Origin of the sequence: Castellaniella sp., assembly GCF_041677825.1 — a bacterium.
Classification (GTDB): Bacteria; Pseudomonadota; Gammaproteobacteria; order Burkholderiales; family Burkholderiaceae_B; genus Castellaniella.
Genome location: NZ_JBAYPG010000010.1, coordinates 66,809 through 80,380, shown reverse-complemented (window position 1 = coordinate 80,380; position 13,572 = coordinate 66,809). Strand labels below are relative to the sequence as shown.

The 13,572-nt window shown below is 66.1% G+C and carries 15 protein-coding genes; 11 read left to right on the top strand and 4 right to left on the bottom strand.

Annotation, left to right across the window (positions count from 1 at the left end; translation table 11 throughout):
- The first annotated feature begins 67 nt into the window (after positions 1-67).
- From ompA to WCY17_RS06215, 7 genes are all read left to right on the top strand, one after another.
- Positions 68-643, top strand: coding sequence for an outer membrane protein OmpA (gene ompA / locus WCY17_RS06245; protein WP_372701315.1), 576 nt, complete (start codon positions 68-70; stop codon positions 641-643).
- Positions 644-738: 95 nt separating this feature from the next.
- The gene (gene ubiG, locus WCY17_RS06240; RefSeq protein WP_372701314.1) at positions 739-1,467 is read left to right on the top strand and encodes a bifunctional 2-polyprenyl-6-hydroxyphenol methylase/3-demethylubiquinol 3-O-methyltransferase UbiG; all 729 of its coding nucleotides are present in this window, start codon (positions 739-741) and stop codon (positions 1,465-1,467) included.
- 3 nt (positions 1,468-1,470) lie between these two features.
- On the top strand, positions 1,471-2,142 hold the full coding sequence (locus WCY17_RS06235; protein WP_372701313.1) for an HAD family hydrolase: 672 nt from the start codon (positions 1,471-1,473) through the stop codon (positions 2,140-2,142).
- A 72-nt stretch (positions 2,143-2,214) separates the two neighbouring features.
- Positions 2,215-3,204 carry a diaminopimelate dehydrogenase gene (locus tag WCY17_RS06230; protein WP_372701312.1) on the top strand — a complete coding sequence of 330 codons (990 nt, stop codon included), beginning with the start codon at positions 2,215-2,217 and terminating at the stop codon, positions 3,202-3,204.
- A gap of 15 nt (positions 3,205-3,219) precedes the next feature.
- Entirely contained in the window at positions 3,220-3,807 is a 588-nt protein-coding gene (locus tag WCY17_RS06225) for a DUF924 family protein (RefSeq protein ID WP_372701311.1), read from the top strand.
- A 123-nt stretch (positions 3,808-3,930) separates the two neighbouring features.
- Entirely contained in the window at positions 3,931-4,269 is a 339-nt protein-coding gene (locus tag WCY17_RS06220) for a carboxymuconolactone decarboxylase family protein (protein WP_372701310.1), read from the top strand.
- Between the two features lie 108 nt (positions 4,270-4,377).
- Positions 4,378-4,743 carry a DUF4870 family protein gene (locus WCY17_RS06215; protein ID WP_372701309.1) on the top strand — a complete coding sequence of 122 codons (366 nt, stop codon included), beginning with the start codon at positions 4,378-4,380 and terminating at the stop codon, positions 4,741-4,743.
- A gap of 8 nt (positions 4,744-4,751) precedes the next feature.
- Here the strand turns inward: WCY17_RS06215 and WCY17_RS06210 are convergent, their stop codons facing one another.
- From WCY17_RS06210 to WCY17_RS06200, 3 genes are read right to left on the bottom strand one after another with little or no spacing between them, the layout of a single operon-like run.
- Entirely contained in the window at positions 4,752-5,549 is a 798-nt protein-coding gene (locus WCY17_RS06210; RefSeq protein WP_372701308.1) for a biotin/lipoate A/B protein ligase family protein, read from the bottom strand.
- The gene (locus tag WCY17_RS06205; RefSeq protein WP_372701307.1) at positions 5,546-5,845 is read right to left on the bottom strand and encodes a biotin--protein ligase; all 300 of its coding nucleotides are present in this window, start codon (positions 5,843-5,845) and stop codon (positions 5,546-5,548) included. Before WCY17_RS06205 ends, WCY17_RS06210 begins: the two co-directional genes overlap by 4 nt.
- Positions 5,835-7,421, bottom strand: a complete 1,587-nt coding sequence (locus tag WCY17_RS06200; RefSeq protein ID WP_372701306.1) for an amidohydrolase family protein — start codon at positions 7,419-7,421, stop codon at positions 5,835-5,837. The genes WCY17_RS06205 and WCY17_RS06200 overlap by 11 nt, the downstream gene beginning before the upstream one ends.
- 208 nt (positions 7,422-7,629) lie before the next feature.
- Here WCY17_RS06200 and WCY17_RS06195 point away from each other — a divergent pair, with 208 nt between their 5' ends.
- The 4 genes from WCY17_RS06195 to WCY17_RS06180 all read left to right on the top strand — a co-directional run bounded on the left by WCY17_RS06195 (position 7,630) and on the right by WCY17_RS06180 (position 12,677).
- A complete protein-coding gene (locus WCY17_RS06195) occupies positions 7,630-7,887 on the top strand; it encodes a YtcA family lipoprotein (RefSeq protein WP_372701305.1) in 258 nt (85 codons plus the stop codon).
- A 6-nt stretch (positions 7,888-7,893) separates the two neighbouring features.
- The gene (mdtN, locus tag WCY17_RS06190; RefSeq protein WP_372701304.1) at positions 7,894-8,961 is read left to right on the top strand and encodes a multidrug transporter subunit MdtN; all 1,068 of its coding nucleotides are present in this window, start codon (positions 7,894-7,896) and stop codon (positions 8,959-8,961) included.
- A 3-nt stretch (positions 8,962-8,964) separates the two neighbouring features.
- Positions 8,965-10,899 (top strand): FUSC family protein, encoded by a 1,935-nt coding sequence (locus WCY17_RS06185; RefSeq protein WP_372701303.1) that lies wholly within the window; start codon positions 8,965-8,967, stop codon positions 10,897-10,899.
- Between the two features lie 62 nt (positions 10,900-10,961).
- Positions 10,962-12,677 carry a TolC family protein gene (locus tag WCY17_RS06180; protein ID WP_372701302.1) on the top strand — a complete coding sequence of 572 codons (1,716 nt, stop codon included), beginning with the start codon at positions 10,962-10,964 and terminating at the stop codon, positions 12,675-12,677.
- On the opposite strand, the gene WCY17_RS06175 is transcribed toward WCY17_RS06180, so the two are convergent.
- Positions 12,644-13,558 carry a LysR substrate-binding domain-containing protein gene (locus WCY17_RS06175; protein WP_372701301.1) on the bottom strand — a complete coding sequence of 305 codons (915 nt, stop codon included), beginning with the start codon at positions 13,556-13,558 and terminating at the stop codon, positions 12,644-12,646. The two genes, WCY17_RS06180 and WCY17_RS06175, sit on opposite strands and share 34 nt — an antisense overlap.
- Between the last annotated feature and the right edge of the window lie 14 nt (positions 13,559-13,572).

Genomic DNA, 13,572 nt, shown 5'->3' with positions numbered 1-13,572 from the left:
TTCTTTCGATATGCGGCGGGGGTTCGCTGCGGTCACTTTCAAGCATCATGCTCAAACGAGGAGAAACATGAACAAACCCTCCAAAATCGCTATTGGACTCGCCATCGCTGCCATGGCTGCCGTCGGCACCGCCTCGGCTCACGATAACTGGGTCAACGTCGACGGCCATGTATGGAAAGACGCGAGTGGCGAAAACTGCTGGCGCGATGCATTCTGGACGCCGGCCACTGCAGCCAATGAATTCTGCGGTCTGCCCGTCGCTGCCGCCCCCGTGGTCGCCCCCGTGGCCAGCAAGGTGGTCATCAACGCCGACACATTCTTCGACTTCGACAAATACAATCTGAAGCCCGAAGGCAAGCAGGTCCTCGACCAGGTTGCCCAGCAGGCCAAGGCCATCAACCTCGAAACCGTGATCGCCGTCGGTTACACCGACTCCATCGGTACCCAGGAATACAACCTGGGCCTGTCCGAGCGCCGTGCCAATACGGTCAAGCAATACCTGATCGGCCAGGGCATCCCGGCTGACCGCATCTACACCGAAGGCAAGGGCAAGCTCGACCCCATCGCCACCAACAAGACAGCCGCCGGCCGCGCACAGAACCGTCGCGTCGAAATCGAGATCGTCGGTACCCCGCGGCAGTAAACACGCCACCTGCCACGCATCCAGCCACGTGGCTCACGTGGCGGATACAATGGGGCTCCCGCTGGAGCCCCATTTCATTTTTCAGGGTCAATGCCATGCCGTCGACTCATACGCCGTCCGCCAATGTCCATGCCGCCGAAATCGACAAGTTCAGCGCGCTGGCCAGCCACTGGTGGGACCCCGAAGGCCAGCTGAAGACCCTGCACGACATCAACCCCCTGCGGCTCGACTGGATCCGCCAGCAGGCCGGCCCGTTGCAGGGGCTGAAAATCCTCGACGTGGGCTGCGGGGGGGGTCTGCTGGCCGAAGCCATGGCCGCCGAAGGCGCACAGGTCACCGGCATCGACCTGTCTGCCCAGGCGCTGCAGATTGCGCGCCTGCACGGTCATGAATCGGGCATTCAGGTCCACTACGAACACAGCAGCGCCGAAGACTGGGCGCAGGCCCATGCCGGCACCCATGACGTCGTCACCTGCATGGAACTCCTCGAACACGTGCCCGATCCGGCCTCGGTCGTGCATGCCTGCGCCACACTGGCGCGGCCCGGGGGCCTGGTCTGCTTCTCCACCCTGAATCGCAACCCCAAATCCTTCCTGCTCGCCATCGTGGCGGCCGAATATCTGTTGCGCATGCTGCCGCGCGGCACGCACAACTATGAACAATTCATCACGCCCAGCGAGCTGGCCCAGGCGGCCCGCAACGCAGGCCTCGAGGTCACGGCACTGGCCGGCATCGAATACCTGCCGCTGCTGCGCCGCTACACGCTGTCCCCACGCACCGGGGTCAATTATCTGCTGGCGGCTCGGCGCCGCCTGCCCGACTGAACCATGAACCACCTGATTCTCTTCGATTTCGACGGCACGCTGGCCGATACGGCACCCGATCTCGTCGCCACGGCCAATCGCCAGCGCGCCTACCATGGCCTGCCCCCCCTGCCCGATCCCGCCCTCAGGCCGCACGCATCCCAGGGCGCCCGTGGCCTGCTCAAGGCCGCCCTGGGGCTCGAACCCCAGGCCGACACCTACGAGGCCGCACGCCGTCGATTCCTGGATGACTACGCGCAGATCATGCTCGAACAGGCCTGCCTGTTCGCCGGCATCGCCGAACTGCTCGACGAGCTCGAGCAGCACCATCTGGCCTGGGGGATCGTGACCAACAAGTCCGAAGCACTGGCGCGTCCGATTGCGCGCCATCTGGGCATCGAGGCACGCAGCCTGGTCACCGTGGGCGGCGACACCACACCGCACATCAAGCCACACCCCGAGCCCTTGCTGCACGCGGCGCGCCAGGCGCGCATCGAGCCGACGCGCTGCATCTACATCGGCGACGACGAGCGCGACGTGCAGGCCGGCAAGGCGGCCGGCATGGCAACCGTGGCGGCCGCCTACGGCTACGGCACACAGAACGATCCGACCCGCTGGCAGGCCGATGCCATTGCCCAGACCCCGGACGAACTCTGGCCCATCATCCGCCAGTGGGCAACGAAAGGCGCAGCATGAAGCCATGACGGGCCTTCAGCGGGCAGGGGTTGGGCATAAAATGCATCAAGACCAACCACAACAAGGACGTTGATGAAAGCAGACACGATCCGGGCAGGCATCGCCGGCCATGGCAATCTGGGGCGTGGCGTGCAGGCCGCATTGGCCCACAACCCCGACATGCGCCTGGCGGGCATCTTCACCCGACGCGACCCGGCCAGCCTGCACCTGCAGGACCCAGCCATACCGGTCTGGCCGCTCGACCAGGCTCAGGCCCACCAGGGCGAGATCGACGTGATGATCCTCTGCGGCGGCTCCAGGCAAGACCTGCCCGAGCAAGGCCCGCAACTGGCCCAATGGTTCAACACGATCGACAGCTACGACAACCATGCCCACATCCCCGAATACTTCGAGGCCATGGACCAGGTCGCCCGGGCACACGGTACCGTATCCATCCTGTCGGTCGGCTGGGACCCAGGGCTGTTCTCGATCCAGCGGCTCCTGGGTGAAGCCGTCCTGCCGCAGGGCGCCACTCATACGTTCTGGGGCAAGGGCCTGAGCCAGGGCCATTCCGATGCCATACGGCGCATCCCCGGGGTGCAGGCCGGCGTGCAGTACACCCTTCCGGTGCCCGCAGCCATCGAGCAGGTACGCGCAGGCCAGCAACCTGCACTGGGTACGCGCCAGAAGCACACTCGCGAATGCTTCGTGGTCGCGGCCGCCGGCGCAGACACCGAGGCCATTCGCCAGGCCATCGTCACCATGCCGGACTACTTCGCGGATTACGATACGACGGTCCACTTCATCACGGCCGAGGCGCTGGCGCGCGACCACGCGGGCATGCCGCACGGGGGCTTCGTGATTCGCAGCGGCCAGACGGCGGCCCAGGAAAACCAGGTGATCGAGTTCTCGCTCAAGCTCGACAGCAACCCCGCCTTCACTGCCAGTGTGCTGGTCGCCTACGCGCGTGCCGCCTGGCGCCTCAGACAGGCCGGCCAGAGCGGCGCACACACGGTCCTGGACATCGCGCCCGGCCTGCTGTCACCGAAGTCTCCGGCACGCCTGCGCAAAGAACTGGTCTGACGCCAGCCACCCGCCATGTCCGAAAACCGCCACCAGAAACACGAAACAACCCGGCCCAGCCTGCCTGCCGAGACCGCCGCGCAGATGCTCGGTTTCTGGAATGCGGCAGGCCCGAAGCGCTGGTTTGCCAAAGACGACGCCTTCGATGCCGCATTTCGGGTGCGCTTTCACGACGCCCACTTCGCAGCGGCCCGGGGTGAACTCGACGCCTGGCTGGCGCAGCCCGATAGCGCGCTGGCGCTGATTCTGCTGCTCGATCAGTATCCACGCAACGCGTTTCGCGATACAGGGCACATGTTTGCCACCGATGGGCTGGCCCTGCGCTGCAGCCGCCAGAGCCTGGCCCAGGGGCATCCCGAACAGATCGCGCCCCAGTTGCGCAACTTCCTGTACCTGCCCTTCATGCACGCCGAAGATCTCGCCGTCCAGGAAGAATCCGTGGCCCTGTACGGGCAGCATGTGCCCGATTCCCTGCAATGGGCCATTCTGCACAGAGACATCATCGCCCGTTTCGGGCGTTTTCCGCACCGCAACCTGGCATTGGGTCGCGACACCACGCCCGAAGAAGCCCGTTTCCTTGCCGAAGGCGGGTTTTCGGGCTGAACCGGCCCCTGGCGCGCCGCCCGCAAACACGCGACCAACTGCCCTGCTGGCAGCAGGGTCGTGCTGGCCCGGCGCAGGCTCGCAGTCTATGATGGAATCCTGCAACAGTTTCTGGAGACCACCATGGCCGACACCCCTATGTACCCGCACCTGAGCGCCGACATCGCGAAAAAACGAGCCGAACTCGCCCCTGAACCCCTGGCGGCCTTCAAGGCCTTCAGCAAGGCGGTGTTTGCCGAAGGGGCGCTCGATGCCCGGACCAAGCAACTGATCGCCGTGGCCGTCGCTCACGTCACGCAATGCCCATACTGCATCAAGGGGCACACCGAAGGCGCCGCACGGGCGGGTGCCAGCGAAGCCCAGATCATGGAAGCCATCTGGGTCGCTGCCGAAATGCGCGCAGGCGGGGCCTATGCGCACTCGGCGCTGGCGCTGCAAACGCTCGCGGAACGCAAGGGCTGAGGCCGCATGCCGGGCGGGCAGGTGCCCGCCACACAAGGCCGCAATGGCAGCCCCCTTGCCAGCGCATGCTACGATAGGCGCCTACCTGTCCCATGACTGTGCTGCGCCATGAACCACACGCCTTCCCGGATTTCCGAACCTTCATCCGCCGCCACGCAGGCCGGTGGCAACGTGGCATTGGTGGTGTACGCCCTGCAGGTTGCGGGCTTCTTTCTGGGCGGGGTCCCTGCCCTGATCGGCATCATCATCAACTACGTCAAGCTGGCTGATGTTCGTGGCACCTGGGTCGAATCCCACTTCCGCTGGCAGATGCGCACATTCTGGTATGGCCTGTTGTGGGGCATACTGGGGGCCTTGCTGACCACCATCTACATCGGTGTGCTGATCCTGGGCATCAACATCGTCTGGGTGATCTACCGCATCGTCAAGGGGTGGCTGCGGCTCAACGACAAGCGGCCCATGTACCAGCCATAGCGGCAGGCCTATGGCACCTTGCCACGCCAGGCATCCGTCGCGAATTTCTCGTGGATCAGGGCCTCGGCCAGAGCCAGTTCGCGCGGGCTCAGAACCCCCGGGCGCAGGCCCGCGCGGCGCCTGAACACATCGACCATCCGGCTGATCAGCACGTCTCGCTCGAGGCCGGTCTGGCTGCGCAGCGGATCGACCCGCTTGGCCGCGGATGTCGTACCCTTGTCGGACAGTTTTTCGCGGCCTATGCGCAAGATCTGCAGCATCTTGTCGGCGTCGATGTCATAGGCCATGGTGACATGGTGCAGCACGGCCTGGCCACGGCGCGCCTGGGCGGCGCCGCCGATCTTGCCGGCATCGGAGGTCATGTCATTGAGCGGTTGATACCACGCGCGTATGCCCACCTCGCCCAGGGCCTCGAGCGCGAATTCATCCATGAAGGCATAGGCCTCTTTGAAGCTCATGCCCTCGACCAGGGCCTTGGGTGCGTAGATCGAATACGTGATCGTGTTGCCGGGCTCGACGAACATGGCACCCCCGCCGCTGATGCGACGCACGATCTGGACCCCATGGCGCTGCGCCGCGGCCTCGTCGACCTCGTTGCGCACCGACTGGAAGATCCCCAGGACCACGGCGGGGCTCGCCCATTCCCAGAAACGCAAGGTGGGAGGCCGGCGACCCGCTGCGACTTCGTCGAGCAGGACCTCGTCGAGTGCCATGTGCTGCAGCGGCTGCAAGGGCTCGGTGCCGACGAGTTGCCAGTCGAAGGCCTGCCAGGCACTGGCGCGATCGGGTGTGGCAATGGTGCTCATGACAAGGCCCTCCGGACCACCTCGGCAATGCCTTCGGCGCTCAGGCCGAACATCTCGGTACCCGCTGGCAGGGCACCCAGAACGCATTCGACAATGTGATCGGGCCCGGCATCCACCGACAGGCCATTCAGGGCCTGATTGATGTCATCGAGCACCTCGGGCGGTTCGAGAAAGAAGTCGCCCGACAGCGATACCTGTTGCAGGCAACCGCCCCGCACCTGCAGATCGACCACCACCAGCTTGCCCCCCGGAATCTTGTATTCGCCGTGGCGCAGAGCGCCCCGATCATCGGCCATGTGCACCCCCTTCGGCCACCAGACTGTTCTTGAATATCTGCCCATCCTTCATGATGATGCGCAAGTTGACTTCGGGCTCGACGATGAAATCGAGGTTTTCTTCGGGTTCGCCATCGATCACCAGCAGATCGGCCAGCGCGCCCGCCTCGAGTACCCCCAGGCGGCCATCGTACGGATTGCGCAGCGCGGACAGGGCCAGGAGTTCGCCATTGCGGCCGGTGGCCATGCGCAAGACTTCCAGCGGCGGATAAAAGCGCGTCATTTTGGCCAGCATGCGCCCATGGTTGCCCAGATGCGCCGGATTGAAGAGGATGTCGGTGCCCCAGGCGGTCTTCACACCAAAGCGGCGGGCCATCTCGTAGGCCCGCACCGTACCCTGCGCCACCCGTTCCTGGTCGATGCGGGCATGCGGGTTGTCAGGGTACACGTTGGAGTCTTCGTCGGCCAGAAAAGGCTGCAGGCTCCACCAGATGCCTTCGTCGGCCATCATGCGCACCGTGGCCTCATCGGCCAGCTGGCCATGCTCTATGGACTGCACACCCGCCCGTATGGCGCGCTGTATGCCCTCGGACGTATAGACGTGGGCCATGGCATAAGTGCCCCAGTCTCTGGCCGCCTGCACCCCCGCGTGCAGTTCTTCGGGGGTGAACTGCAGCGATGCGATGGGATCGTACGGTGAGGCCACGCCACCGCCCGCCATGAGCTTGATCTGCGACGCGCCCAGCATGAGTTGTTCGCGCACCCGCTGCAGAACCATGGGGACACCATTGGCGATCGACGCCACCCCGGCCTTTTCGGCATGCCCCAGGATATCCGGAATGGCGGGCAGTTCGTAGCGCAGGCGAAAATCGCCGTGCCCCGAGGTCTGCGAGATCATGGCACCCGACGGGTAGATGCGCGGCCCGCGGATGAGCCCCTGATCGATGGCCGCCTTGAGCGAGAAACTGGGCCCTCCGGCATCCCGGATGGTGGTGAAACCACGCATCAGCGTATCGCCGGCCACGTGGCCGGCCACCAGATGCAGATAGGGCACCTCGGCCGTCATGGCCATGGTCTGCGTCACCCCGCACAGCAGGGCGTGCCAATGCGCATCGATGAGCCCGGGCATGACGACGCGCCCGCCGCAATCGATGACGTGGGCATCGCCCTGATCCGCACCCGTCGCATCGATGGCACGAATGCGGTTGCCCTCGATGCGCAGGGCCCGCCCCTTCTGCAGGGCCAGTTCGAGGCCATCGAAGAGCCGGATGTTGGCCAGCACCAGCGGCTTGCCCGCCGCCGCTGCGAGCGTGCCTGTCGCCGGCCCGGTGGCCGGCCCGGCGTGTGCCGCTGGCCCGGCCGCTGCGGCACGCTCAGCGCCGGCCACGCCGGCCCCGGCGGCCCCGGCGGCCAGAAACGGCACCAGCATGGCCGCCGAGCCACCCAGGAAGCGGCGGCGGGAAAGGTCGGCCGTGAGCCGGCGATGGATCCAGGGGATGAGCGGGTGGGCGCAATGACAGCGACAGGCGGCGGCCTGCCGCGGCTTCAGCGTGGACTGCGCGCGGCTGAACCGGCCTGGGTCGAGCGACGAATACATGAGGACTCCGGTGCTGGGGACATGCCCCGGGCTGGCCCGGCGGTGCACATGAACAGCATGGGCTGACGGGCGCATACGACATCAATGTACGATAAAAGCGGCTTCATTGAAACAACTTGGCCAGATAAGGGATAATCCAGCATCGGCATCGACTGCATCGCCGTGCCCACCCCCTGTGCCCACCCCCTCGTCCAACCGGCCCGCTGCCATGCCCAAGCCTTATGCCCTCCTGCTGGCCCTTCTGTGTACCGGATGCGGTCCACGCGCGCCATCGTTCCTGTTCCTGGGCTCCTATTTCCCATCCTGGCTGTTCGGCATTGCCGCAGGTACGATCGCCACCGTCCTGCTGCGGCTGGCGCTGATCCGTGTCGGCATCGACGATGCCCTGCCCTTGCGGCTGCTGGTCTATACCGGTCTGGCCGTCATCTTCGCCATGATGTTCGCTTTTACGTTCTCACCCCGGTAACAGCGCATGAACCCAACCTCACCCTCTCCCGAACCCTCGCGCGGCAAGCGGCTCGCCGCCCTGACGCTGGCGGTCGTGGTTCTGGCCGTGGCGGCGCTCATGGGCTGGCGCTACTGGGCCTACCTGACCACGAACCCCACGTCGGATGACGCGCAGATCAGCGCCGATGTAGTGCACATCAGCCCGGGCATACCGGGCGTGCTGCAGACCCTCGAAGTCGAAGAAGGCTCCCGGGTCGGCCAGGGGGCCCTGCTGTTCACCCTGGATCCGCACGACTACGAGTTGCACGTGCAACAGGCGCGCGCCGAGGTCGACATGGCGCAGGCCACACTGGATGCTCGCGAGCGGCAGGTGCGCGCCGAGCAGGCCAATGCCGACATCGCCCGGGAGCAGATCAACCGGGCCGAATCCAACCTGGAACTGGCCGAGAAAACGGTCCGCCGCCTCGAACCCCTGGCGGCCAAGGGCTACGTACCACGCCAGGAACTCGATACGGCACGTACCGCAGCCCGCGATGCCCAGGTCAGCCTGACCCAGGCACATTCGCAGGCCGAGGCCGCCCAGGAACTGGTCGGCAAGCTCGAGGCCGCCCAGGCCGCTGTCGAAGTCGCCCGGGCCTCGCTGGCGCTGGCCGAGAAAGCCCTTGAGGACACCCGGGTGTACGCGCCCAACAACGGGCTCGTGGTCGGCCTCAATGTATCGGCCGGCGAACGCCTGGCACCGGGCCAGTCGCTGTTCACCCTGATCAACACGGATGCCTGGTACGCGACGGCCTTCTTTCGTGAAACGGATCTGCCGCACATCCATGTCGGCGACTGTGCCAGCGTCTATGCCCTGATGGCGCCCGAGACCATCCTGCATGGCAGGGTGGCCAGCACGGGCTGGGGTATCACCTCCGAAAACGCCATTCAATTGCCGCGCGCAATGCCCATCGTGCAGAAATCCCTCAACTGGGTGCGCGTGGCGCAGCGCTTTCCGGTCCGGGTGCGGCTCGAATCCCCGCCCCCCGAACTGATGCGGGTCGGCGCCTCGGCCACCGTGGTCATCCGTTCAGGCGAGCGCTGCGCGGGCTGACCCATGCAGCGCCACGACACCCTGCAGCGCCACAGCCTGCCCTTCATTCTGCGCCGTGAACTCGCGCCCTTCGACGGGCGCCTGGACACGGCCTGGCGCGTCGCCGCCACCTGTGCCCTCACCGTCATGTTGTTCATGACCTACGGCATCCCGCTGGTGGCCATAGGCTGTTATCTGGTGTTGTTCGTCATGAAGCCGAATCAGGCCGAGACGCTGCTCATGGCCATCGGCATCTGCCTGCTGGTCGGGCTCATGGTCCCGGTGCTGCTGGGCATCACCCGCCTGTCGCTCGAATACCCGGTATGGCGCATGGCGGTGCTGGTCATCTGCTCGGTGTTCTTCATGTTCCTGCAGGCGGCCAGCCAGGTGGGGCCGGCGGGCGGCATCATTGCCCTGGTGATCGTGTTCATCCTCACCATGCTGGGCGAAGTCCCGACCGGCGAAATCGCCACCCGGGCCATCCTGTATGCCGGCCTGATGGCGGCGGTGCCCATGGCCACCCTGCTGGCCTTCAACTCGATCGTCGGCCCGTCTATCCCGCGTCGGCTGCGCATCGCCCTGGCCGAACGGCTCGGTGCGGTGCACGAGGCGCTGCTCAGCGATGACCCGGCGGCACGCGAGGCCGTGCGCGAGGCACTCGATGAAGGCGACGAAGGCACGGACAAGATGCTGCTCTTCATCCGCCTGTTCCACCTGGTCGCGCGTCCTGAACAGGTCGCGCTTCGGCAGGCGGTCGAATCGACCCGCAGCCTGCTGCTGGCCTGCGCCGCGCTGGCGGGGCATCACCAGGCCGCGCAGGCGGACCGGCGAGCCCGGCTGGCCGCACACAGCCAGGCCCTGGCCCATGCCCTGAGACAGGCGTCCTGGCATCCTTCATCCAGCCCCCCGCAGACCGAAGGCCCTCCACACGCCGCGGGCCAGCCACAGACCGAAGACATCCCGCGGACCGAAGGCATTCCACAGGCCGAGGACATCCCGCAGCCCAAGGGCATGCCGCAGACCCGGTCAGCCACCCGATGGGACGCACCGCTGGATGCCATACAGGGCATGCTGGCACAGTTTCCCCTGCCGCCGCCCGCGATGCAGATCCACAGCACACTGGCCCAGAGCGGTTTTTTCGCGGCAGATGCCTGGCGCAACCCGCACTATCAGCAATATGCCCTGAAAACCACGCTGGCCGCGCTCCTGTGCTACTGGATCTACACCGCCATCCAGTGGCAGGACATTCACACCGCGCTGATCACCTGCTATGTGGGGGCGCTGGGCACCACCGCCGAGACCCTGCACAAGCTGACACTGCGCATCACGGGCTGCCTGATCGGTGCGGCCATCGGCGTGGCCTCGATCTGGTTCCTGATCCCCTTCATGACCTCGATCGGCGAGCTCATGCTGCTGGTCTTTGCCGTCACTCTGCTGGCAGCCTGGATATCGACCGGTTCCGAGCGCAGTGCCTACGCCGGAGTACAAATCGGGCTGGCCTTCATGCTCACCGTGCTGGATGGCTTTGGCCCATCGGTCGAAATGTCTGGCGCACTGTATCGAATCATGGGGATTCTGCTGGGCAATGTCGTGCTGTATCTGGTCTTCACCCGAATCTGGCCCATCAGCGCTGCCGCCTCGGCACGCAGCCACCTGAGCCTGCTCTGGGACAACCTCCGGCAGCATGAACGTCAGCCTGGCGCGCCCGAACCCGCCGCTCTGCGGGCCGACGCGCCCAATGCCATGCGCCTGCTGGCCCAGACCCGTGCCCAGCTGGCCCTCATCCCGTTCGAGCCGCGCACCGTACGCCCGCCCGACGAACAGGTCAGCGCCCTGCACGACATCACCGAAAAGCTGGAGCACTACTATCTTCGGAGTGCATATCCCGATACCATGATACCGTCGGATCAGACATCGGCGCTGGCGGCCGAACTGAAAGCCGTGCTGCAAGACCCATGAATTCCGCCTGACCGCCTGACCGCCTGACCGCTTGACGACCTGACCGCCTGACCACCTGACCCATGCCCGGACACCCAATGGCCACCACGCCGCATCCCCTGCATGTGCGCCCCCGCGCCAGCCTGGCAATGCCTCACCGCCAGCGGCGCCGCGGCGGGCCCGTGCTGCTGGTGCTGGCATGGGTCAGCCTGCTGGCCGCCTGTACACCCATCATGCTCGAACGGGCGCCCGAGCGTCCCGATACACCCTGGGCAGGCCCGGCACCGAACGCTCCGGGTGAGCCGGCCCGGGGCGTCGCCGAAGCCGATTCGGCCAACGGCACCGCAGCCACACCGACCTCATCCGGCTACGGCGTGCCGCGCGGTATCACCCTGCCCGCCCTGCAGCCGCCAGCGGTTCCGATCGACCCCGAACGCCCGATGGACCTGGTCGAGCTCATCGACATCGCGCAGCGCGAAAACCCGCTCACACGCCAGGCCTGGAATGCCGCGCGCTCGGCCGCGCTGGGGGTGGGCATGGTCGAGGCCACCTTCCTTCCGGTGCTGTCGGCCAACGTACTGGCGGGCAAGCTGAACACCCGCTACCCCCTCAAGCACTCGATCCTGGGCCACGATGCGATTCACGTACGCAACACGGGCGTGATGCCCCTGCTCGCGCTCAGCTGGCTGCTGTTCGATTTCGGCCAGCGCGCCGCGCTACTCGAAGGCGCCGAACAGGCCTCGTTTGCGGCCAACGTACTGTTCAACGCCGCCCACCAGAAAGTCATCCATGATGTCACCGAGCAGTATTACCAATACAGTACGGCGCGCGAGCGGGTCGATCTGGCGCAGCGCGCCCTGAATCAGCAAAAACAGGTACTTGCCGCGGCCCAGGCGCGCCTCGAAGGCGGGGTGGGCACGTCGCTGGACACCGCACTGGCCCGGCAGGCCGTGGCCCAGGCGCGGCTGCATGAAGTCAACAGCCAGGGGCTCGAACGGACCACGCGGCTCGCGCTGCTGCGGGCCATGGGCCTGTCCCCCGACACCCCCCTGAAAGTCGCCGAACCGGCGCCCGATGCCCTGCCCCCGGCCACCAGCCCACTCACCCGGCAGGCGCTGCAGCAGGCGCTGTCGCAACGCCCCGATCTGGTGGCGCAATACGCCGCCGTGCAGGCGGCGCGGGCCAACGTCCGTGCCTCCGAGGCCGATTTTTTGCCCAAGGTGTTCCTGGGCGCAGCCTACGGTTACCAGCGCAATGGCTTCCAGGCGGGCAACCTGCCGCAGATCCAGATCCCGTCCACCTCCAACGGGGTCATGGTGGGGGTCACGCTGCCGCTGTTCGACGGGGGTCTGCGCCGCAGCCGCCTGCGGGCTGCCGAAATCGATGCCGAGCAGGCACAGGACAATCTTCAAAGCCTGCAGCGCGATGCCCTGAACGAGATGGTGGCCGCAGAAACAGCCCTGCAATCCGCGCTGCAAAGCCATGACACGGCGGTTGAACTGGTGAAGACGGCGCGTACCGCCTACGATGCGGCCCTGGCCTCGTATCGCGAGGGCCTGGGCACATTGACGGTGGCCACCGAAGCCGCCACCCAGCTGCTGCAGGCGCGCCAGGCGCGGGCCGATGCACGCATGGCCAGCCAGATCGCCGCCGCCAACCTGGCCTTTGCCACGGGCGCCATGATCCGGCCACAGGAAAACTGGCTGCCGCTGGCGGCAACAGCCCCGCTGCCCCCTGCCCCCGGCAGCCCGCCCCAGGCGGCTGGTCAGGCCGGCAGCAGGGCCTCGGCCTCGAAGTAGTGCTTCAAATACTCGACGCACGCCTTGATCTTTGCCGAATGCTCCAGACGCTGCGGGTATACCGCCCAGATGTTGGCATCCTGGCGATACTCGGGCAGGATCACCTGCAGGTCGCCTGATTTCAGGTAGCGCCCGGCATCCCAGACCGAACGCAGGACAATGCCATGGCCCGCCAGCGCCCAGGTCAGGGCCACTTCGCCATTGTTGGTGACCAGCGGCCCACTGACCTTGACATTGCTGGTCACCGACCCGGCACTCAGCGCCCAGATCCCTACCGGGTGATCCCGTTCGCGCACGATCAGGCAGGCATGACGGGTCAGGTCCTGCAGGCCGGCGGGGCTGCCGTGGCGCTGCAGGTAGCCGGGCGCGGCACACAGGACGCGATGATTGTGCGCCAGATGGCGGGCAATGTAGTTGGGGTCGATCAGGTCCCCGATGCGGATATCGAGGTCGTAATGCGCCTGGGCCAGATTGACCAGCTGATCCAGAACCTCGAGATGGATCTGGATGTCCGGATAGCGGCGTGAGAAGCCCGCCAGCGCCGGGGCCACCACCTGGCGGCCGAATCCGAAGCTGGTCGACACCTTCAGCAGGCCGCGGGGCTCGTTCTTGTACTCGGCCACCGTATCATGCAGCTGCTCGATGTCGTGCAGGATCTGCCGGGTCAGTGCAAAGATCTGCTCGCCCTGCTCGGTCAGGGCGACATGCCGGGTACTGCGATGAAACAGCAGCACATCGAGCTCCACCTCGAGCGCCTTGATGTTCTTGCTGATGTACGCCGGCGAGACGCCCAGCATGCGGGCCGCCTGTGAAAAGTTTCCGTAGCGCGCCACCTGGGCAAAAATCCTCAGTTGACGACTATTGACGTTTTCCTTGTCCATCTGTCAAAACTGTT

What these genes read in the sequence shown, in the direction of transcription:
- ompA (WP_372701315.1), top strand. Translation starts at nt 68, where the DNA reads ATGAACAAACCCTCCAAAATCGCTATTGGACTCGCCATCGCTGCCATG.
- ubiG (WP_372701314.1), top strand. Translation starts at nt 739, where the DNA reads ATGCCGTCGACTCATACGCCGTCCGCCAATGTCCATGCCGCCGAAATC.
- WCY17_RS06235 (WP_372701313.1), top strand. Translation starts at nt 1,471, where the DNA reads ATGAACCACCTGATTCTCTTCGATTTCGACGGCACGCTGGCCGATACG.
- WCY17_RS06230 (WP_372701312.1), top strand. Translation starts at nt 2,215, where the DNA reads ATGAAAGCAGACACGATCCGGGCAGGCATCGCCGGCCATGGCAATCTG.
- WCY17_RS06225 (WP_372701311.1), top strand. Translation starts at nt 3,220, where the DNA reads ATGTCCGAAAACCGCCACCAGAAACACGAAACAACCCGGCCCAGCCTG.
- WCY17_RS06220 (WP_372701310.1), top strand. Translation starts at nt 3,931, where the DNA reads ATGGCCGACACCCCTATGTACCCGCACCTGAGCGCCGACATCGCGAAA.
- WCY17_RS06215 (WP_372701309.1), top strand. Translation starts at nt 4,378, where the DNA reads ATGAACCACACGCCTTCCCGGATTTCCGAACCTTCATCCGCCGCCACG.
- WCY17_RS06210 (WP_372701308.1), bottom strand. Translation starts at nt 5,549, where the DNA reads ATGAGCACCATTGCCACACCCGATCGCGCCAGTGCCTGGCAGGCCTTC.
- WCY17_RS06205 (WP_372701307.1), bottom strand. Translation starts at nt 5,845, where the DNA reads ATGGCCGATGATCGGGGCGCTCTGCGCCACGGCGAATACAAGATTCCG.
- WCY17_RS06200 (WP_372701306.1), bottom strand. Translation starts at nt 7,421, where the DNA reads ATGTATTCGTCGCTCGACCCAGGCCGGTTCAGCCGCGCGCAGTCCACG.
- WCY17_RS06195 (WP_372701305.1), top strand. Translation starts at nt 7,630, where the DNA reads ATGCCCAAGCCTTATGCCCTCCTGCTGGCCCTTCTGTGTACCGGATGC.
- mdtN (WP_372701304.1), top strand. Translation starts at nt 7,894, where the DNA reads ATGAACCCAACCTCACCCTCTCCCGAACCCTCGCGCGGCAAGCGGCTC.
- WCY17_RS06185 (WP_372701303.1), top strand. Translation starts at nt 8,965, where the DNA reads ATGCAGCGCCACGACACCCTGCAGCGCCACAGCCTGCCCTTCATTCTG.
- WCY17_RS06180 (WP_372701302.1), top strand. Translation starts at nt 10,962, where the DNA reads ATGCCCGGACACCCAATGGCCACCACGCCGCATCCCCTGCATGTGCGC.
- WCY17_RS06175 (WP_372701301.1), bottom strand. Translation starts at nt 13,558, where the DNA reads ATGGACAAGGAAAACGTCAATAGTCGTCAACTGAGGATTTTTGCCCAG.